Annotated in this window: 15 protein-coding genes; 7 read left to right on the forward strand and 8 right to left on the reverse strand. The window is 52.6% G+C overall.

Going from position 1 to position 21,563, the window contains the following annotated elements:
* Positions 1 to 22 precede the first annotated feature (22 nt).
* The 3 genes from gpmI (at position 23) to LKE53_07915 (ending at position 3,196) form a co-directional block, all read left to right on the forward strand.
* A complete protein-coding gene (gene gpmI, locus LKE53_07905) occupies positions 23 to 1,537 on the forward strand; it encodes a 2,3-bisphosphoglycerate-independent phosphoglycerate mutase (protein ID MCH3972668.1) in 1,515 nt (504 codons plus the stop codon).
* A gap of 170 nt (positions 1,538 to 1,707) precedes the next feature.
* A complete protein-coding gene (locus LKE53_07910) occupies positions 1,708 to 2,184 on the forward strand; it encodes a CYTH domain-containing protein (GenBank protein MCH3972669.1) in 477 nt (158 codons plus the stop codon).
* 31 nt (positions 2,185 to 2,215) lie between these two features.
* Positions 2,216 to 3,196 (forward strand): dipeptidase, encoded by a 981-nt coding sequence (locus tag LKE53_07915; GenBank protein MCH3972670.1) that lies wholly within the window; start codon positions 2,216 to 2,218, stop codon positions 3,194 to 3,196.
* Between the two features lie 113 nt (positions 3,197 to 3,309).
* On the opposite strand, the gene LKE53_07920 is transcribed toward LKE53_07915, so the two are convergent.
* Both LKE53_07920 and LKE53_07925 read right to left on the reverse strand, forming a co-directional pair.
* Complete coding sequence (locus LKE53_07920; GenBank protein ID MCH3972671.1) at positions 3,310 to 3,858, reverse strand: QueT transporter family protein; 549 nt, start codon at positions 3,856 to 3,858, stop codon at positions 3,310 to 3,312.
* Positions 3,859 to 4,002: 144 nt separating this feature from the next.
* Positions 4,003 to 5,382, reverse strand: coding sequence for a hemolysin family protein (locus LKE53_07925; GenBank protein ID MCH3972672.1), 1,380 nt, complete (start codon positions 5,380 to 5,382; stop codon positions 4,003 to 4,005).
* A gap of 351 nt (positions 5,383 to 5,733) precedes the next feature.
* On the opposite strand from LKE53_07925, the gene nifJ reads away from it, so the two are divergent.
* Together nifJ and LKE53_07935 are read left to right on the forward strand one after the other, a co-directional pair.
* Complete coding sequence (nifJ, locus tag LKE53_07930) at positions 5,734 to 9,282, forward strand: pyruvate:ferredoxin (flavodoxin) oxidoreductase (protein ID MCH3972673.1); 3,549 nt, start codon at positions 5,734 to 5,736, stop codon at positions 9,280 to 9,282.
* Between the two features lie 318 nt (positions 9,283 to 9,600).
* Positions 9,601 to 11,304, forward strand: a complete 1,704-nt coding sequence (locus tag LKE53_07935) for a trypsin-like peptidase domain-containing protein (GenBank protein MCH3972674.1) — start codon at positions 9,601 to 9,603, stop codon at positions 11,302 to 11,304.
* A 195-nt stretch (positions 11,305 to 11,499) separates the two neighbouring features.
* Here LKE53_07935 and LKE53_07940 read toward each other — a convergent pair whose 3' ends face one another.
* From LKE53_07940 to LKE53_07965, 6 genes are all read right to left on the reverse strand, one after another.
* Entirely contained in the window at positions 11,500 to 13,371 is a 1,872-nt protein-coding gene (locus LKE53_07940) for a beta-lactamase family protein (protein MCH3972675.1), read from the reverse strand.
* Entirely contained in the window at positions 13,368 to 13,844 is a 477-nt protein-coding gene (locus tag LKE53_07945) for a hypothetical protein (protein MCH3972676.1), read from the reverse strand. The genes LKE53_07940 and LKE53_07945 overlap by 4 nt, the downstream gene beginning before the upstream one ends.
* A gap of 29 nt (positions 13,845 to 13,873) precedes the next feature.
* Complete coding sequence (locus LKE53_07950; GenBank protein ID MCH3972677.1) at positions 13,874 to 15,130, reverse strand: competence/damage-inducible protein A; 1,257 nt, start codon at positions 15,128 to 15,130, stop codon at positions 13,874 to 13,876.
* Between the two features lie 41 nt (positions 15,131 to 15,171).
* A complete protein-coding gene (gene thiI, locus LKE53_07955) occupies positions 15,172 to 16,350 on the reverse strand; it encodes a tRNA 4-thiouridine(8) synthase ThiI (GenBank protein ID MCH3972678.1) in 1,179 nt (392 codons plus the stop codon).
* A 37-nt stretch (positions 16,351 to 16,387) separates the two neighbouring features.
* Positions 16,388 to 17,521 (reverse strand): cysteine desulfurase, encoded by a 1,134-nt coding sequence (locus LKE53_07960; protein MCH3972679.1) that lies wholly within the window; start codon positions 17,519 to 17,521, stop codon positions 16,388 to 16,390.
* A 96-nt stretch (positions 17,522 to 17,617) separates the two neighbouring features.
* The gene (locus LKE53_07965) at positions 17,618 to 18,751 is read right to left on the reverse strand and encodes a galactosyldiacylglycerol synthase (protein MCH3972680.1); all 1,134 of its coding nucleotides are present in this window, start codon (positions 18,749 to 18,751) and stop codon (positions 17,618 to 17,620) included.
* A gap of 239 nt (positions 18,752 to 18,990) precedes the next feature.
* Between LKE53_07965 and LKE53_07970 the strand changes: the two genes are divergently transcribed.
* Together LKE53_07970 and LKE53_07975 are read left to right on the forward strand one after the other, a co-directional pair.
* Positions 18,991 to 20,412: a VanW family protein gene (locus tag LKE53_07970; protein MCH3972681.1), complete on the forward strand. Its 1,422-nt coding sequence runs from the start codon at positions 18,991 to 18,993 to the stop codon at positions 20,410 to 20,412.
* 131 nt (positions 20,413 to 20,543) lie between these two features.
* Positions 20,544 to 21,515, forward strand: a complete 972-nt coding sequence (locus LKE53_07975; GenBank protein ID MCH3972682.1) for a glycosyltransferase — start codon at positions 20,544 to 20,546, stop codon at positions 21,513 to 21,515.
* The last annotated feature ends 48 nt before the right edge of the window (positions 21,516 to 21,563 follow it).

The following is a 21,563-nucleotide window of genomic DNA, read 5'->3' on the forward strand; positions in this document are numbered from 1 at the left end:
TCAGTAAAGGGGTATATACAGAATGGCAAAAAAGCCCGTTATTCTTATCATTATGGATGGTTTCGGCATTGCTCCGCCCAAGGGCAACGCAATCGCCGCTGCCAAGAAACCAAACCTCGAGCGCCTTTTCGCCGCCAACCCGCACACACAGATCGGTGCTTCCGGCCTGAATGTCGGCCTGCCGGACGGCCAGATGGGCAACAGCGAAGTCGGCCACACCAATATCGGCGCCGGCCGCATTGTTTATCAGGAATTGACCCGCATTACCAAATCAATTGAAGATGGAAGCTTCTTCCAGAATGCTGCTTTCCAAAAGGCAGTGGACAACTGCAAAAAGAACGGCAGCGCCCTGCATATTTTCGGCCTGTTGTCTACCGGCGGCGTGCACAGCCACCTGACGCATATTCTTGCTCTGGCAGAGCTTGCCAAACGTGCCGGGCTGACCAAGGTCTACCTGCATGCATTCCTTGACGGCCGTGATGAGCCGCCGAAGTCCGGCAAAGGCTTTGTGCAGCAGTGCGAAGCAAAGCTGAAAGAAATCGGTGTAGGACAAATTGCAACGGTCTCCGGCCGCTACTATGCCATGGACCGTGACCAGAACTGGGATCGTCTTGAAAAGGCCTACAATGCTATTGTTTACGGCGAGGGACAAGCCGCAGCTACCGCAGAAGAAGCCGTACAGAATTCCTACGACAAAGACACAACCGATGAATTTGTGCTCCCAACTGTCGTGCGCAAAGAGGGCCTGGTAAAAGCGAATGATTCCGTTATCTTCGCAAACTTCCGCCCAGACCGTGCCCGCCAACTGACCCGCGCGTTTGTTGACCCGGATTTTAGCGGTTTCGAGCGTCGCAACGGCTGCTTCCCAGTAACATTCGTTACCATGGCACAGTATGATGCTGAAATGCCAAATGTCACCGTTGCGTTCCCGCCGGAAAAACTGACCAACACCATGGGCGAGTACATCGCCAATCTGGGGCTTAAACAGCTGCGCATTGCCGAAACCGAGAAATACGCGCACGTCACTTTCTTCTTCAACGGCGGCGTAGAGCAGCCTTACCCGGGAGAAGACCGCATCTTGGTGAAATCGCCAAAGGTGCCCACCTATGACATGCAGCCCGAAATGAGCGCACCGGAAGTCACCGCAAAACTGGTCGACGCCATTCATTCCGGTAAGTATGATATGATTATTCTGAACTTTGCAAACTGCGACATGGTCGGTCACACCGGCGTGTTTGACGCGGCAGTCAAGGCAGTAGAAACCGTGGACACCTGTGTCGGCAAAGTGACCGACGCCATTGCCGATATGGGTGGCGTTGCACTGATTACCGCTGACCACGGCAATGCTGACAAGATGGTCGATACCGACGGTAAGCCCTTTACTGCGCATACGACCAACCCGGTTCCGTTCTGCGTAGTCGGTTATCCCTGCAAGTTGCGCGAGGGCGGCCGTCTGGCCGACATTGCCCCCACCATGCTGCAGATTATGAGCCTGAAGCAGCCGGAAGAAATGACCGGCAAGAGTTTGATTCTGTAATTTCTACAATTTATATTGTAATCTGCCAAAGATGCCTGCAAAATACCAATGTGTTTTGCGGGCATTTTTGCCCCACAATGATACAAAATGAATTAAATTTGCAACCAAAAGCTTCCTGTGCCATAATAGATAAAGAATAAAGACTTTCTGAAAGGAAGGGACTTGTCTGCATGGAAATCGAGCGAAAATGGCTGATGACGCAAAAGCCGCAGGGCCTGCCGGTTTTACAGACCGCTGTACTGCGGCAGGGGTATCTTTGCACACACCCGACCGTGCGGATTCGCAGCAAACGCTGCGGCGGAAAAGACACTTTTCGGCTGTGCATAAAGGGCAAAGGCACCCTGGTGCGGGAGGAAATCGAGCTGGACCTGCCGCGCGAGAAATTTGAGGCGCTCAGCTGCCTGCTGGAAAAGCCGCTGATTCGCAAAGACTACACGGTCTTTGCTCTGCCAGGCGGGCTGCGGCTGGAGTACAGTGATGTGGATGCAGGCCTGCCTGGCGCTTTCTCTTATGCCGAAGTGGAATTTACCAGTGTCGAGGCGGCCCGCGCCTTTGTGCCGCCGGATTTTCTCGACCGGGAAGTGACAGAAGAACCCGGCTGGACCATGGCCGCATACTGGGAAAAACGAGACCCTGTTCAAAAATAAAGCAATCTGCCGTTTTGAAGAAGGAATTTTTATGCGCTTTATTGATTTACATTGTGATACGCTGGGCGTCTGTGCAATGCACCCCGGCGAAAAAATGCAGCTGGCAGAAAACAACTGTCAGCTCGACCTGAAGCGCCTGAAACAAGCCGGCAGCATGGCACAGGTATTTGCCGCATTTCTGCCAACAAATGAGCAGGCCAAAAAAGACGGCATTGCGCTGTCTCCACAGGAAATCTTTGACCAAATTTACGCCTGCTACCAAAAGGAACTGCGTGCCAACCGCGACACCCTAGCGCCTGTATTCTGCGGCGAAGATCTGGCAAAGAATGACCGTGCCGGTCTGCTTTCTGCCATTCTCGGCATAGAGGACTGTGTTCTGCTAAACGGCGACTTGCGCAAAATCACCACGCTCTATAAAAAGGGGGTGCGCGTCATGACCCTGACTTGGTGGTACGAAAACAGCTTAGGCTTCCCCTGCAGCCCGATTCCAGCGGATATGGACCGCGGGCTGAAACCTTTCGGTAAAAAAGCTGTACGCAAAATGCAGAATCTAGGCATTCTGGTGGATGTTTCACATTTGTCCGACGGCGGCTTTTACGACGTAGCTGCACTTTCGCGTGAATCACACATTCCCTTTGCCGCAACGCACTCCTGTGCACGTGCCCTCTGCCAGCACCCGCGTAACCTGACAGATGATATGCTGCGTGAAATTGGTGAGACCGGCTCGGTGTGCGGCATCAACTTCTGTGCAAAATTTTTAAATAGCCGTGGCAGCAATTACACCCGTATCGATGACATTGTGCAGTGCGCGCGCTATATCCGCGACAAGGCCGGCATTGATGCGCTGGCAATCGGCTCGGATTTTGACGGCATTGACTCCACACTGGAGTTTGCCGACTGCGCCGGTCTGCCAAAGCTTGCCGATGCGCTCGCCATGTACTTTCCCTCTGATGAAGTTGAAAAAATCTGCTGGAAAAACGCACTGCGCGTACTGACTGCAGCGCTGAAATAGTCTTTTGCACAAAACAGCAAAACAAACCGCCGGCCCTGCCTCAAAAAAGCAGAGCCGGCGGTTTTTATGAGTTCTGATTTGTCATTCTGTTATGTACAGAATGTACGAAAGTTTCAGTGTGCGGCAAACAAATGCTGCGCCGCCTTTGAGCGGTCTAGCGCATGGAACAGAATCAGCCCGCCGCCGGTGCACATAATCAATTCACCCAAACCAACCGTGCCTACCGCTAAGAAAAACGCCTGCGGGACAAAATTGGCTATCGAGAACTGATTGGTACTGCCAAGGCAGGTCAATTCAAACGCAACGATCAGCGCATTGCACACCACCGGCATCAGCGAAGAAGCTACTGGCAAACCTTTCAGGCGGACATTGCGCAGGGCATAGGTCAACACCGCTCCAAGAAAAGTGGCAGCCGTGCCAAAGACCCAGTCTACCGGGCCAACCGGGCTGGAAAGCAGATTGCCCAAAAAGCACCCAACTGTCAGCCCCGGAATCGCCGCGGGCATAAAGACCGGCAAAATGGTCAGCAGCTCGCTGAAGCGGCACTGTATGGTCATAGAACCAATGCCCAAAGCGTTTGCCAGAAGCGTGAGCACCACATAAAGGGCCGCAATCAGCCCCGCCTGTGCTAGATAAAACACAGACTTTTTCGAACTTTGCATATTCAGATTCCTCCAGTAGGCGGTAACCAGCAAAGGCCCCACCCTAGTAAATATTTAAGGTCCGGAACTCACGACGGACCTGCCAGCGCAGTGCACCGGCAACGCTTCTATTTTACACGCTTTTTGAAAAAAAGCAAATCTCTGTTATGTTTTTTCCTGCTTTTCCTTTTTAGGCTCTTCGTCGGGGACCGCCGGCAAAGGCACTTTCTTTTTCACCAGAATGCGCTCAATGCGCCGATCATGAATGCGCAGGGCAGTCAGGGTCAACGCGCCGCAGGTAACCGTAGGCGTTTCATTTTCCTGCGGAATACGGCCCAGCTGCTCAACCATGAGGCCTGCCAGCGTATCGTAATCGCCTTTTGGCAGGGAAACACCGGTCAGGTCCTCTGCATCCTCTACCAAAAGTGCGCCGTCCACCGACCAGCGGTTGGGTCCGTCAGCCAGGATTTCTTCTTCCTCTTGGTCATACTCATCCTGAATATTGCCTACAATCGACTCCAGCAAATCCTCCAGGGTAATCAAGCCCTCGGTCCCGCCGAATTCATCGACAACAACGGCAATCTGCCGGTGCTGCTCGGTCATTTCCTGAAACAGCCGGCTGCAGGACTGCGTTTCCGGCACAAAGGTTGCCGGACGCATTAGCGCCGTCAGCTTAACTGGCTGCGGCGGTTTGCCGATAAATTTCAGCAGATCTTTTACATATAAGAAGCCAAGGATATTATCCAAATCTTCATGGTATACCGGAATACGGGAAAATCCTTTTTCCATAGAAAGCTGTACAGCATCCTGCAGCGTCTCAGTATCCTCTACCGCGGAAATCTCGGTGCGGTGGGTCATGACCTCAGAAACCGGGTTATCGTCAAAATCCAGCACATTGGAAATCATGTCCTTTTCAGATTCCTCGATTGCGCCGGTTTCCTCGCCCTCATCCACCATCAAGCGGATTTCTTCCTCAGTGACCGCCTCGCGGTCTTCTTTTTCCGGGTGAACGCCAAACAGACGCAGCACCAGCGTTGTGCTGCCGGTCAAAAGCTTTACCAGCGGCGTAAAGAAAACAGCCACTCCATTTAAAAAGCCGGCAAAACGAAACGCAATGCTTTCTGTGCGGCGGATTGCCAGCTGCTTTGGCACCAGCTCACCGAGTACCAGCGTAAAATAGGAAAGAATCAGCGTAATGATTACCGACGCCAAAACCTGCAGGACATGGTGCGGCAGGCCGGTCCCCTGCATGGCATTTGCCAGCATTTCGCCAAAGCTCTGTGACGCAGCGGCACTGGCAAGAAAGCCTGCCAGCGTAACGCCGACCTGCACCGTAGCCAAAAAGCGGTTGGAGTCCTGCGTCAATTTCAGAAGGGTACACGCTCTGCGGTCGCCGTCTTCAGCCATTTTTTTGACTTTGTTGTCACTGAGTCTGACTACCGCAATTTCGGCAGCAGAAAAAAGGCCGTTTACCAGGATAAGGACAGCCAGCAGAAGCAGGCTGCCCCATGGAAAGCCAGAGGCACTTTCTGGGTCAGGAGGCATAAAAAAAAGATCCCCTTTCATTATAAAAAACGAGTTGTTTAATTTTTGCGCTGCAGAAAATCTGCACAGTTTCGCAACACCACAGCGCTGTTTTTTATTTTACAGCACATTGTGCGCCGCTGTCAACTGCCCTAAAACGCCGAAAAGCATGCCAAAGGTAGCACCTATTTAACCCCGTAGGGCCCTGTCGAGGCCTCAGACATGCAAAGTTGCTAAAAATTTTCGTTTGTTTGGTCATTTTACTTTACACAGCGCAAAATTAGTGTTAAAATTCTTTTTGGACGTACATTGTATTTCTCTTGCGTACTCCAGTTGGCAATCAATAATTTCCAAAAGGAGGAATTATTTATCATGGATTCCAGAAAGAAACAAACCATGGATGGCAACACTGCTGCTGCTCATGTAGCATACGCCTATACAGACGTAGCTGCCATCTACCCAATTACCCCATCCTCTCCCATGGCAGATACGATCGACCAGTGGTCTGCTGCCGGCCGGGAAAACATCTTTGGCAACCAGGTTAAGGTTGTCGAGATGGAGTCTGAGGCGGGCGCTTCAGGTGCCGTGCACGGTTCTCTTGGTACCGGTGCTATTACAAACACCTTCACCGCTTCTCAGGGCCTGCTGTTGATGATCCCGAACCTGTACAAAATCGCTGCCGAGCAGCTGCCCTGCGTTATTGACGTAGCAGCACGTACAGTTGCTACCCAGTCCCTGAACATCTTCGGTGACCACAGCGATGTTATGGCATGCCGCCAGACCGGTTGTGCTATGCTGGCTGAGGGTTCCGTACAGGAAGTTATGGACCTGTCCCCTGTTGCACATCTGGCTGCTATTGAGGGCCATGTGCCGTTCATCAACTTCTTCGACGGCTTCCGTACTTCCCATGAACAGCAGAAGATTAAGAAATGGGATTACGAAGACCTGAAAGACATGTGCGACATGGATGCAATCGATGCTTTCCGCAAGGCTGCTCTGAATCCTGAGCACCCGAAGATGCGCGGTTCCCATGAAAACGGCGATGTTTTCTTCCAGCATCGTGAAGCCTGCAACTCTACGTACAACGCTCTGCCGGCTGTCGTTAAAAAGTACATGGGCAAGATCAATGAAAAACTGGGCACCGACTACGACCTGTTTAACTACTATGGCGCACCGGATGCCGACCGTGTCATGATTGCAATGGGCTCCATCTGCGATGTAGCCGACGAAGTCATTGACTACCTGACCGCTAAGGGTGAAAAAGTCGGTATCATCAAAGTTCGCCTGTATCGTCCTTGGGTTTCCTCCGCTCTGCTGAAGGTTCTGCCTAAGACAGCTAAGAAGATCGCCGTACTCGACCGCACCAAAGAGCCTGGTTCTTTGGGCGAGCCGCTGTACCTGGATGTTATTGCCACTCTGCGTGAAGCTGGCCTCAACGACATCGTCGTTAGCGGCGGCCGCTACGGCCTGGGCAGCAAAGACACCCCGCCGTCCTCTATCTTTGCCGTATACACTGAGCTTGCAAAAGCCGCACCGCGTCCGCGCTTCACTCTGGGCATTGTCGACGATGTGACCAATCTCTCTCTGCCGGAAGCAAAGCCCGCCCCGATTACTTCTGCTCCTGGTACCAAAGAGTGCAAGTTCTGGGGTCTTGGCGGCGACGGTACTGTTGGCGCAAACAAGAACTCTGTTAAGATTATCGGTGACCATACTGATAAGTATGTTCAGGCTTACTTCCAGTATGACTCCAAAAAGACCGGCGGCGTAACTATCAGCCACCTGCGCTTTGGTGACAACCCGATTCACAGCCCCTATTACATCAGCCAGGCCGACTTTGTTGCGTGCCACAACCCGTCTTATGTCAATCAGGGCATGAAGATGGTGCAGGACGTCAAGCCGGGCGGTGTCTTTATGATTAACTGCCAGTGGTCTGACGACGATCTGGCTAAGCACCTCAATGCCGAAGCAAAGAAGTATATCGCTGACAACAAGATTCAGCTGTACACCATCAATGCTATCGACAAGGCAATTGAAATTGGCATGGGCAAGCGCACCAACACCATTCTGCAGTCCGCATTCTTTAAGCTCGCCAACGTCATGCCTATTGACGACGCTGTCAAGTTTATGAAGCAGGCCGCTCAGAAGTCCTATGGCAAGAAGGGCCAGAACGTTGTTGAGATGAACTGGAAGGCCATTGATGCCGGTGTTGACGCTGTGCATAAGGTCGACGTTCCTGCTTCTTGGTCTAATCCGGAAGCTGACCCGGCACCGAAGCAGCTGAAAGGCCGCCCGGAGCTGATCAAGCAGGTACGCAACATCATGGAGCCTATCGCCCGCATGGACGGCGACTCTCTGCCTGTTTCCGCTTTTGTTGCAAATGCAAACGGTGAATGGGAGCAGGGCGCTTCTGCTTACGAGAAGCGCGGTACTGCTGTCAATGTGCCTGAGTGGGATGCTGCCAAGTGTGTCGGTTGCAACCAGTGTTCTTTCGTCTGCTCTCATGCGACAATTCGTCCGTTTGAGCTGACCGCTGATGAACTGGCCGCTGCACCGAAGCAGACCAGCAGCCGCGACAACAAGCCCGCAAACGAGTACAAGTTTGTCATGGCAGTTTCTCCTCTGGACTGCATGGGCTGCGGCGAATGTGTTACTGTCTGCCCGACCGGCGCTATCACCATGAAGCCGCAGGCTAGCCAGGCTGCACAGCAGGAAGTCTTTGACTACTGCGTCGCAAACGTTTCCAAGAAGCCGAGCAAATTTGGCGACGACACCGTTATCGGTTCTCAGTTCAACCAGCCGCTGCTGGAGTTCTCTGGCTCCTGCGCAGGCTGCGCCGAGACCTCTTACGCACGCCTTGTTACTCAGCTGTTTGGCGAGAAGATGTACATTTCCAACGCCACCGGCTGCTCCTCTATCTGGGGCGGCACCGCTTCCATTTCTCCTTACACCGTCAACAAAGACTCCGGTCACGGCCCCGCATGGGTTAACTCCTTGTTTGAGGACAACGCCGAGCACGGTCTGGGCATGGAAATCGGCGTAAAGACGGTTCGTGAGAACCTGATTAAGCGCATTACAGAAGTTGCTACTTCTGACAAGGCCTCTGCTGAAATGAAGGCTGCTTATAAAGACTTCATGGATACAAAGGACAACACAAAGGCAAACGACGCACCTGCAAAGGCTTTGATTGCAGAGCTGGAGAAGACCGCCGCTGCTGGCTGCGAAACCTCTAAGGAAATTCTGAAGAATAAGCAGTACATCGCAAAGAAGTCCTTCTGGATCTTCGGCGGCGATGGCTGGGCTTACGATATTGGTTACGGCGGACTGGATCATGTTTTGGCTTCTGGCGAAAACGTCAATGTCTTGGTCTTTGATACTGAGATGTACTCCAACACCGGCGGACAGGCATCTAAGGCTTCCAACATCGGCGAAGTTTGCCAGTTTGCTGCTTCCGGCAAGGAAATGAAGAAGAAGAGCCTTTCCGAAATGTGCATGACATACGGCTACATCTATGTTGCACAGATCGCTTTGGGTGCTAACCCGGCACAGGCTGTCAAGGCTATTGCCGAGGCAGAGGCTTATCCGGGCCCGTCCCTCATCATCGGCTATGCTCCTTGCGAACTGCACGGTGTTAAGGGCGGCTTGACCAACTGCCAGAACGAGATGAAGAAGGCTGTTCAGGCTGGTTACTGGAACCTGTACACTTTCAATCCGTCTCTGAAGGCACAGGGCAAGAACCCATTCACCCTGACCTCAAAGGCTGGCGACAGCTCCAAGTATCAGGCCTTCCTGTCCAACGAGACCCGCTACAGCCGCTTGAGCCGTGCATTCCCGGAGCGTGCAAAGGATCTGTTTGCGCGCAACCAGCAGGCTGCAGAGGACCGCTACGATCACCTGACCAAGCTGGTCGATCTGTACAAGTAATTTTTCTTTACGAAAGATTACTGTTCTTTTCTGTATTCTCTTCCCGCCTGTTGGGCTGACAAGAGTTTGCAGAAGCGCTGTGCAAAATCTGATTTTCAGGTACTGCACCACGTATAAAACCCATTAAAAAGTTTTTCCGCCCCGTTTGTCTACTGACAAGCGGGGCGGTTTTTTGTCAAATTTTGAGGAATTTATAATTTTTTGATTCTATCATCAATTTTTATAATATTCGTCACGCAGTATTCACATACTTTGAACATAATATGAGTCAGAAGGCAGGGATACATAGGCGTCCCTTTGGGAAAGGAATGAGCAGCAATGAATGATGATCAAAACAACAGCAATGATTATATGAATAACAACAATGATTCTGCCAATGCTAATACGGAAGGCGGAACCACCTGGGACGGAACCAGCTACCACTCCGGCCATGTACCCACAGACAATGACTACTCGGACAGTGAGGGATACTCTTCCCCTTATGGTCAAAGCAGCGACGCCGGCTCTTCTTATGGGCAGAGTAATAATTCCTCCCCTTATGGCACAAATCAGCAGCAGGGGGGCTACAATGATCCCTCCGGCGGCAACTATCAGCAGCAAGGGGAGCCAGTATGGCACCAGACCACTTGGGAGCCGCCGCAGTACCGCGACCCGGGGCAAAAACCGCCCCGCCGCAGCCGAAATAAACAGAAGAAGGACAGAAAAACACCGACATGGCTGCGGGTCGTTTCTGTAATTGTTATCTGCTTCGTTGTTTCGGCCTGCTCCATCGGCGTTTTCGTAACGCTGGTAAACAATGGCACCATCACTTTTGGCACAGCCAGCACCAGCGGCTCAGCGTTTACGATTACCAAACTAATCGACAGTTCCAGTACTTCTTCCACTTCCAGCAGCACCAGCACTAAACTGCTGACAAAACAGCAAGTGTGCAGCAAGGTCATTCCCAGTGTTGTATTGGTGCAGAATTACCAGAACACCTCAAACGGATTGAACTATTCTGGCACCAACGATGGCACTTCCAGCGGCACCTCAAGCACCTCCAGTGGCAGTACCTATGACGACACCTCTTTCTTCGGCGGCAGCAACGGAAATGAGAATGGAAACGGAAACGACGGCGGCACTACAAGCTCCAGTTCCAGCTCCAGCTCAGAAAGCGACAGCATCTCCCCCGCCAGCGAAGGTTCCGGCGTCATCATCAGCAGCGACGGTTATATTATGACCAACGCTCATGTGGTAGAGAGTGCCACCGCACTGAAAGTAGTGCTCAGCAACAACAAGAGCTATGAAGCTAAGCTGATCGGCAGCGATTCTGTAACAGACCTGGCACTGATTAAAATCAGTGCCACCGGCCTGACCGCTGCAGAGTTTGGTGACAGCAGCAGCCTGAAAATTGGCGATGAAGTGGTCGCAATCGGCAACCCCGGCGGCAGTGAACTGGTCTCCAGTGCAACCTTTGGCAACGTATCCGCTCTAAACCGCACCATTACCGACAGTGACACCGGCTACAGCCGCGAATGTATCCAGACCGACGCGGCCATTAACCCCGGCAACTCCGGCGGCGCGCTGGTGAATATGTATGGCCAGGTCATAGGCATCAACTCCAGCAAACTGACCCAGGTGGGCGGCACCTCAGCAGAGGGACTTGGGTTTGCCATTCCGATCAATGACGCGCAGCCCATTATCACCAGCTTGAAGCAGTACGGCTATGTAAAAGACCGCGCTGTACTGGGTATCAGCGGCCGCATGATTGATTCTGTAACTGCTCGCATCTACGGCATTTCCAGCACCGGATTTGTGATTCAAAAGATCACGAACTCTGAGCTGACAAAAGCAGGGGTCGCAGTGGGCGACATCATCACTAAGATTGACGACACCACGGTAACCTCCAGTGGAACTATCACAACGGTTATTTCTAAGAAGAAGGCCGGTCAAACCGTAAAGCTTACCTTGGTCAGTCTGCAGACCGGCAAGAGCAGCACCGTAACGGTAAAGCTGATTGCACAGACCGGCAAGAGCTCTTAATCCAAATTTGCTTACAAGTTATTTTTCATAAATTTCTCCTCTCTCTGGAAAGGCCGCCCGGTTTTCGGGCGGCCTTTCCGCTTTAGGAATCACCGGCTCCAAAAAGGCCGGTGATTCCTAAAGCATATACAAAAACGGCCCGCCAAAGCTTTACCGCTTGGCAGGCCGTTTGCTTTTCGATTCTGTAAAAAGTGCTTACATCTGACCGGGCATTTCTTCCGTCCCGGTTTTTTGAGCGGGCATCTCTGCGGTAGGTTCTTCCTTTGCATGCAGGCGGATTCCGTGCATCTTGGGCAGAGAAAGCTCTTTTAAGCGCGGACGCATCTTTTCCTGTGCGGCCACCTCCATGCGCTTCTGCTGCTCACTGCCGCTGCCACCATTCATCAGACCCAGCAGCATTTCATTCGATTCCTTGATACTCGGCTGCTCATCAAAGCGCACCAGCAGATTTTGCAGGTCATCACAAAAAACGAATTTCATGATCCGTGTAAACGGTGTCGATAAAAACGCGATAAACAGTTTCAGTACAGGGCGGTCATCTTCATCTGCCGTGAGGCGGGCAGAACAGCCGACCGGGTATGTTTCACCATTAAAAGTCAGCTCACTGCGAAACGGCTCATTTTCCAGCCCGGCAGTTAAAGTCACCTTCTCTTTCCCACAGAGCATGCCAATATGGCACATACCCGGCGTAAAGTTAAAGGAAACAGCACGGATTGTCGGCGGGAAATTATTGACACAGACTTTCAGCGTCTGCGGCATAATAGTACCATAACCGCTGTGCAGCTGATAGCGGGTGCCATCCAGCGGCAAAGCTTTTTGCGGTACGGTCTGCGGCGGCTGAGCGGGCGGCTGAAAACGCGCGAAAGGCTTTTTAGCGGGCTGCGGCGGCATGGTTTCTTTTTGCGCATATAAATGCGTCAACATATCTTTCAGCTTGCGCAGCGCATGCAGGTTATTGGGCAGTGGCTCATCGTGAAAGCCCTCAGCGCCCTCAGCAAAATATTTTTCCGTAATGGTAGTTGCCTCATCAGCAACAAAAGTCTGGCTGCCGCCGGTCATGGCGACAACCGCATCCAAGTGCGGCAGAATAAACACATGCTGACCAAACAGACCGCTGTACTGGTATGCGTCTTTCATCGGCAGGCTCCACAGCTGATAACCGTAGCCCTCATCGCGTGAAGTTCCGTTGGTGCTAACCATGTTATGGGTGCTGTCCTCTACCCACTGCTGCGGCACCAACTGGCGGTCACCCTTTTCGGTATGCCACAAACCTTTCTGCAGATAGAGCTGACCCAGCTTTGCCATATCAATGGAGCGCAGGTAAAGCCCCCAGCCGCCCTTTTCAATGCCCATTGGGCAGGTTTCCCACCGCGGGCGCGGAATACGCATAGGCGCAAACAGGCGCGGCATCAGGTAATCAACCAAAGAAATGCCCGTCAGGCGGTGCAGCACCGCTGAAAGCATGTAGGTATTCATACTGTTATAATAAAAATCCGTGCCCGGCTCAAATGCACAGTCAGAGGAAAGGTAGCCGCGCACCCAGTCGCGGTCGGTCACACTGAACAGTTCATTGTACTTGACCCCGGCTGTCATCTGCAGCAGGTTGCGAATGGTCACGTCGGCAAGGCGCTGACCCGAAAACAAGCTGCGATCGTCTGGAAAAAAGCGCATCAGTTTGTCATCTACAGATAAAAGGCCCTCATTGACCGCCATACCCACTGCCATACCGACAACACTCTTTGCTGCAGAAAACTGCATGTGCGGAAAGGCCGCCGTATAGGGCTTAAAGCTGCCCTCAGCAATCAAATGTCCATGGCGCAGCACCGCAATACTGTGCAGATGAAGGCTTGTGCATTCGCGCAGAGCGGTAAAGTATCCGTTAAGCCAGGCGCTCTCTACCCCCTGCACTTCCGGTGTGCTGGTTGGCAGGCCGTACAAAGAACGGTCTGCCAAAGGCTTTTCCGTATATGGAACAAAAGGATAAGGCATGCAGCGCTCTGGATTGCCCTGCAAAATACTCATCATCAGGTTCATGGTCTTCATCTGGGCAACAAAATCTACAATCATAGCTGCTCCTTTCCAGTGAACGCGCTGTCTACCAGTTTGGTGTAGTTGGGGGCAGGTTTCCCTGCCTTTGGCTGCTGAAGGTCAAATTTGCGGCGAAGGCGCAGCCAAAGCTGCGGCAGCAGCTGGGCAAGATACACCGGGTGGTCCGGCAAAAGCGCCACAGCCTGCTCTCGGCTTTCCACCAGCCAGCCGGTGCAGTCCTCTGCCTGCAGGGTCAAGACACCCTGGGGGCTTCCTTCCAGCATCGGCACATGCAGCGCCTTAAAAATCGGCTGACAGAATGCCGGCTGTCCGCTGCGCGCAGGACCAAGAATCAGCACAAGCTTATTCTTTTGCAGCAGTCTGCCTAAGCAGGGCAGTTCCTGGTCTTTTTCTGCCACGCAGATTTCCGCCAGCTGAAAGCCGCTGCCCTCCAGCAGTTCCTGACAATACGCTGTGCGGCGTGCACCGCAGTACAGCACGGCTGCTTCCATTGCATCTGACCTCCATCCTTTTATAGCTTTTATCCAATCGGACTGCCCATCGGCAGCCCGAAAAGACGGCGCCGCAGCAAATCCAGCGCGTTGCTGGCCGCGCGGTGGCGCAGGTAATTGCGCTCTTTGCGGCCGCCCTCGCCGGTCATGGTGCGCAGGTAAGTGTGCTCACCGTCGTCCAGGGCAATCAGGATATATCCAACCGGTTTGCCCTCACTGGTCTTTGGCCCGGCAACACCGGTAATGCCAATGCCGAAATCGGCGTGTGCTTTTTTGCGCACGCCCTGCGCCATAGCGGCCGCTGTTTCGGGGCAGACTGCACCTTTTTCTGCAAGCAGCTGCGCCGGTACGCCCAGCAGCAAAGATTTCACTTCATTCGAGTAGGTCACAAGGCCCATGTGGAACACCTGTGAAGCACCCGAAATATCTGTAATACGCTCGGCCAGCATACCGCCTGTACAGCTTTCCGCTGTTGCCAGCAGCTTTCCCTGCTTCTGCAATTCGCGCACCACCACGACCTCTAGGCTGTCGACATCGGTGCCATACACATAGTCGCCCAGGCGGGCGCGCACTTCATCAGCCAGAGGGCGGCACAGCGCCTGCGCCTCTGCTTCAGTTTTTGCTTTTGCAGTAACCCGTACATACATTTCATCTTCCAGCGCATACGTGGCCGCTGTGGGGTTGGCTCCCTGTACCAAATCGTCTATTTTTTCCGCCGCTGCACCCTCACCAATGCCGAATGCACGGATTTTTGTACTGGCAATCACGCCGTCTGCCCACTGTGAAAGATACGGTATCGCGTAATTCTGCAGCATAGGTACCAGCTCACGCGGGGGGCCGGGCAGCATAATCAGCACTTTGCCGTTATCGGTTGTAAAGCCGCAGCCCGGTGCGGTGCCATGGTCATTTGGAAAAATGGTGCAGCCCTCTGGCAGCATGGCCTGATTCATCTGGCTTTTGCTGCAAGTGCGCCCGTGAAAATACACTGCAAGACGGCGGCAGGTATCTTCGTCGCGCACCAGCTTTTTCCCGGACGCTGCAGCGCAGGTCTGTTTTGTCAGGTCGTCCTCTGTCGGGCCAAGGCCGCCGGTTGCCACGACAATATCGCTATGCGCAAGGGCGTTTTTCAGTGTTTCTGCCAAGCGGCCGGAGTTATCCCCGACTACACAGGTATAGCGCACCCCAAAGCCCATTTTGGCAAGCTCGCTAGCGACATAGGCGGTATCAGAATTGACCACCTGGCCCAAAAGCAGCTCGGTGCCTACGCTGATGATTTCAGCTTCCATGCTTTTCCCTCTTTTCAAAAATATATAGAATGCAAAAAGGCTTACGCCCGCGGCTGAATAATGCGCAGGGAAGCGTTCTGTACGCAGTCCGCTACCAAAGTATCCACATCCAGCAGCTGCTCGGCACGCACCAGCGCCTCAACATGCGGGCGGGTGCAGGGATGTTTCGGCGTAAAGACCGTGCAGCAGTCCTCGTAAGGTTCTATAGAAATATCAAAAGTACCGATTCTGCGTGCAGTGTCAACAATTTCAGCTTTATCAGAGCCAATCAGCGGCCGAAATACCGGCATGGAAACACATGCGTCCGTACAACAGATTGCCTGCAAAGTCTGGCTTGCGACCTGCCCCAGGCTCTCGCCGGTAATCAGCGCAAGGCAGCCCTCTTTTTCTGCGATTTTCTGCGAAACACGCATCATAAAACGGCGCATTAGCAGAGTAAACAAATCTTCCGGGCACTTGTCGCGGATTTCCTCCTGCACATGGGCAAATGGCACCGTAAACATGGAAATGCGCCCGGCATAGCTGCTGACCTGTGTTAAAAGGTCCACCACTTTCTGCTCGGCGCGCTCGCTGGTATATGGTGGACTGGCAAAATGGACAGCGGTCAGCTCTACACCGCGGCGGGCCATCTGCCACGCAGCGACAGGGCTGTCAATGCCGCCGCTGATAAGCAGCGCCGCCTTGCCGCCAGTGCCCACCGGAATGCCGCCGGCTCCGCGCTTGGGATTGCTGTGCACATAGGCACCGAAATCGCGCACTTCTACATAAACGGTGACGTCCGGATGATGCACATCTACTTTTAAGTGTGGAAACTGCTCCAGCAGGTAACCGCCCATCTCAGCGCAGATCTGCGGCGAACGGATTGGAAACTTTTTATCAGCGCGTTTCGCCTCAACCTTAAAAGTTTTTGCCGCTGTCAGGTCACGGCGCAGGTACTCTGCACCGGCTGCCTCAATTTTCTGCAGATCTTTGGGCGCAACACAGGCACGCACATAGGTGGCTATGCCAAAGACGTGGCCCACGCGGTCCATCGCTTCATCAAGGTCAGCTGCCTCGTCCTGCGGCACAACCGACAGAGCCGACTGGCGGGAACGGACCTCGAAATTGCCCACGGGCGCAAGGCGGCGGCGCAGGTTTTTCAGCAGTGTATCCTCAAAGACACGGCGGTTAAGGCCCTTTAGGACCAGCTCGCCGAGCTTTATCAAGATTATTTCTTTCATAATATAGGTATTCCATTCTTCTTAAATTTTAATTGCTTCATACTTTCTGCAGGGTTTTCAGTCCCTGCCGCAGAGCAGCAAGAAATGCGTCACAGTCCTCTTTCGTGTTGTAGCGGCTGAAACTTACCCGCAGGGCCGCATCAATGCGTTCTTTCGCCAGGCCCATGGCTGTAAGGACATGGCTTTCGGCCCCCCGTGAACACGCCGAACCGGAAGAAACATAGACCCCCTGCTCGGAAAGGTAATTGAGCATGGTCTGCGCTTTGACCCGGCCAGCAGAAAGGTTGAGTACATAGGGCAGTGCGTCCTCAGCGCTGTTAATCGTCACTTCCGGCATTTTTGCAAGCTCTGCACGCAGATAGGCGTTGAGTGCCGCAATTTTTTCCCGCTCGGCATGTACTTCCGGCAGTGCCGCACACGCGGCACCAAAGCCGCAGATAGCCGGCATCGGCTCAGTACCGGGGCGCAGGTCTTTTTCCTGTCCGCCGCCAAAGGTATGCGGCAAGATATGCACGCCGCGGCGCACATACAAAGCGCCCACGCCCTTGGGGCCGTGAATCTTGTGTGAACTGACTGTCATCAGGTCAACCCCGCGGCGTCCGGGGCGCAACGGCAGTTTGCCGAAAGCCTGTACGGCGTCAATATGCAGCAGGGCAGGTGCTTTGGCGCGGTCGATAGCTGCACGCGCATCATCAATGGGCAAGATACTGCCCACTTCATTATTTACAGCCATCATACTAACTAAAATGGTGTCGGGCGTAACCGCGCGGTAAAGCTGCTGTGGGTCAATATGGCCGGTACTGTCCGGCTCAAGATACGTGACAGAAAAGCCCCGCTGTTCAAGCTGCTGCATCGGTACCAGTACACTGGGGTGCTCAATTTTTGTGGTGACAATATGCTTTCCACGCCGGCAGCGGGCCTCTGCCGCACCGAAAACGGCAAGGTTGTTGCTCTCTGTTCCGCCGGAAGTAAAGGTGATTTCCTCCGGTTTTACAGAAAGCGCTGCCGCCACCTGTTCCCTTGCTTTTTCGCGGGCGCGCTCGGCGGCAAAGCCCAACGCGTGCAGGGAAGACGGATTCCCGAAAGTCTCTGTCATGGCGGAAAGTGCAGCGTCTGCAGCTTCTTTGCAAACGCGCGTTGTAGAAGAATTATCCAGATAAACTTGCTGCAAAAAGAAAACCTCACTTTTTCACGCCCGCCATCGGCGGGCCTTTGCAGAAATGACGCCCCACAAAAAAATGCGGAAGCGCCAAATAGGACACAGCCGTTATTCTGCCGGCTGTGTATGATACCGGTCATACAAATGCTGCATCAGCATAAAAATATTTTGGGCGGCTTTGCTTTTATCAAATGTTTCGCAGGCGTGCCGCATATCCGTAAGTTTCTGTGGGTCTTCGAGCAGTTTGGCAATCACCTGGGCAGCGTCTTCGTGCTTATCCAGCTTTACTGCCATGTGGTGGTTCTGCAGGAAAGCGGCGTTGTCCTCTTCCTGGCCGGGAATGGCGTCAAAAACAGCAAGTGGCAGGTCGCTTGCCAGTGCCTCGCTGACGGTCAGGCCGCCGGGCTTGGTAATCAGCAGGTCGCTTGCGTGCATATAGTCTGCCACTTTATCCGTAAAGTAAATCAGGCGGGTTGTTTTGCTGCTTTCGGGTACAATTTTTTCAAATTCATTGTACAGGCGCATGTTTCTGCCCGTAATCACAATGACCTGAAAATCCATATCCAGCTGGCACAGGTCCTCATAAATGCCGATAATACCCGTTACCCCGAAAGAACCCGCCATAAACAAAATGGTCGTTTTTTCCGGTGCAAGGTCAAAGCCTTTTCGCAGAGCGGCCTTGTCGCTTTTTTGGAAGAAGACACCGGTTACTGGAATCCCGTAAGGGAACACGATTTCGGGTGGTACACCCATCTCCTCCATCTGCGGCACCATGTCTTCATTGCTGACAACATAGGCATCAACATGGGGGGCAATCCATGCCTGGTGGGGGCCATAGTCAGTCATCAGGCAAATCAGCGGTACCCGGTAGCCCTTGGCTTTCATACGAGAGACCATCTCGGTTGCAAACGGGTGCGTACTTAAAATCACATCCGGCTGCACGTCGTAAATTGCATGTGCCAGCCGGCCGCTGTGCTGGTAATTGATGCGGAACATCATTCCCTGCATTGTGGATTCTTTATTGGTTTTGCGGTACAACCGGCCAAAGGCCTTTGGCGCATGTTTGCATAAAAGGCGGTAACCATCACAACAGGTATGGTTGAGCATAGGGCCGACTTTCTGCAGAGCATCCAGCACCACCACTTGATTTCCAGCCGAAAGCTCTGTAATATATGACTCAATCGCATGTGCAGCGCGCTTGTGGCCGCCGCCTGTTGCTGCTGTTAAAATCAGGATCTTCACTTTTGCTCCTTCTTTCTGGTAATGTAGGGGCTTATTCTGTCAGCTACTTTTCAGTATAGCATATTGCTGCTCATTTTTCTATGGATAATCTGTGCCGATTGTATTTTGCCTGCCGCATTTTCGTTTTGCCTTTGGCTCAGGTCGTCCTTTACAAGGTATAGAAAAACCGATATAATAGAAGGATAAATATGGTCGCGGCCGTTCTTTCCGCCCGCAACAGACAACTATGGAGGAACTTTATGTACAGATACAGCGAAAAGAAACCTGGAAAAGGAAAAAAGCAGGCGGTGATTGCGGTAATCGCAGTGGCTGCTGTGGCTGCTGCGGTAGCTGGCGGCGTCTTGATTGCAAAGAATGTGCCAAAGACCGCTGTTTCTTCCAGCAGCGTCGCGCAGGAACCCGTCTTTGGCGATGTGACCGTCTCCGGTGTTTCGCTGAAAGGCATGACCATGACCAAAGCGCGCAACGCAGTTATTACGCATTTAGAGAAAAAAGACCAAGCGCGCAGCTACACCTTAACCTACAGCAGCAAGACCTACACCCTGAGCGGAAAAGACCTTTCTATTACATATAACGTCAATGAGGTCCTGCAGAAAGCAATGAAGAGCACTGTCTCCAGCAGTTCCGCCTCTTCTGCACAAAGTGCGCAAAAGACCTATACGCTCACCCCGACGATTGACCAAACTTCTTTAAATACAAAACTAAAGGAATTGACTTCTTCCATCAACTGCAGTGCAAAAGAGCCGACCATCAGTTCCTTTGACGGCAGCAGCTTTTCCTTTAAAGAGGGCACCCCTGGCGTAAAGGTGGAAAATGATGCTCTGCTGCAGTCGGTCGTGAAAGCAATGACAGAAAGTGACACTGCCACTCTGAAGATTCAGACAACAGAAGTCGACTGCGAACACACGGTTTCCGACTTGCGCAAAAACATCGTAAAGCTTGGCAGTTTTACGACAGAATCGGTCAATACGGAAAACGGCACCTACAATATGGCAAAGGCCCTGCGCACCGTGAACGGCACGGTTGTTGCAGCACACGGCACTTTCTCTTATCTGGGCACGATTGGCGGCGCTGGAGAAGAGGATGGCTACAAGCTGGCAACTGCCCTGGAAAACGGCAAAGCAGTGCAGTCTTACGGTGGCGGCATCTGCCAGGGCAGCACCACAATTTACGGCGCGGCCATGCGCTCGAACTGCACCATCGTGGAGCGCAGCCCGCACTCCAGCCCCTCTTCCTATGTGCCGATTGGACAGGACGCAACGGTCTCTCACCCGGACCTCGACTTTCAATTTGGCAACCCCACTGATTACCCCATGTATATCAGCAGCGGCGCTGAGGGACGCACCATGTACTGCACTATTTACGGCTATAAAGACAGCAGCTGGGATACTATTGAGGTCTCTTCGCAGCTGACCAGTGGCACCATAGAAACCGGCCGCTATGCTTCTTGCAGCCGGACTTTTTACAAAAACGGCAGTGTTGTGCGCACGGAAAAAATGCCCAGCTCCTATTATCCGCCGAAAACTTCTACAACGACAAGCCCGTCTTCCAGCAAAAAGTCATCTTCTTCCAGCAGTAAGGCAACTTCCAGCCAAAGCACGACATCAAGCAAAAAATCATCCTCTGCCAGCAGTTCCGCCTCCAGCAAAACCTCTGGCTAAAGCAGCTGCCGTTTCTATTCCCAAAAAACAGGAAAACCGCTTGACTTTCAAAAGAAAATCAGTACAATAAGTGTATCTCTGTAAAATTCCATGTGAACAAAGAGAAATACAGAAAGGGAGGCGGCGAATGCGTGTCTGACTTAATGGAAAACCCAAAAATTAGTGTAATTGTGCCCGTATATAATGTCGGCAAATACATTGGGCAGTGCTTAAACACGCTGACCCATCAGACCATTTCTGTACCCTATGAAGTAATTACAATCAATGACGGCTCCACCGACAACTCCCTGCGCGTGCTGCAGCAGTATGCGGCGGCAGACAGCCGCATACATATCATTGACCAGCCAAATACAGGTGTTTCTGCGGCACGTACAGCCGGCCTAAAAGCTGCACGCGGCGAGTACATCTGCTTTGTCGACGGCGACGACTATGTTGCCAGCAATTATCTGGAGCTGCTCTACCGCGCCTGTGTACTGAACCACGCGGATATTTCCTGCTGCTACTATTATTGGCATATTATCTGCAACGACGTGCTCTACGAGTATCCTTTCCGCTGCCGCGGCGTCTATAACACCGAGGATTCGCTGAATATGTTGCTGCGCGATGTGCTGATTCAGTCTTTTTTATGGTGCAAAATGTACCGGCGTGAGCTGTTTATAAAGTCTGACGTGCATTTCCCCAATATGTGTTTTGAGGATTTGGCGGTGCTGCACTTGATTTTTGCCGCTGCCCACCGGGTCGCTATTATTGATGACCCGCTTTACTTTTACAATCTGCATAAAGACAGCACTTTGGGCTCTATCAGCCCCAAAAAAGTGACTGATTATATCCGGGCGATCGCTATGATTCGCGATGCCCTGCAAAAAGGCGGCCAGTACGAAAAATACCGTGAAAGCTACCACCGCCTCGCACGCAAGACCCGCAACAACTGCTATTATTATGTCGCGAAAATGCATTTGCGGCAAAAGGATATGCACAGCTACTTGGCTGACATGCAGTTTGTGCGGCGGGCCATTGCGCTGTGCTGCAAAGAAGATTTTCGCTTCTCAGATGTTTTAAAACGTCTGCCGGCCTTTTCGCGTAAAAAAGGCCTGGCACATTAAATTTCATTTTTATATACAGATTTAAAAATGAAATACCAGGAATCGGTT

It is taken from the genome of Oscillospiraceae bacterium (assembly GCA_022483045.1).
Taxonomy (GTDB): Bacteria; Bacillota; Clostridia; order Oscillospirales; family Acutalibacteraceae; genus Caproicibacterium.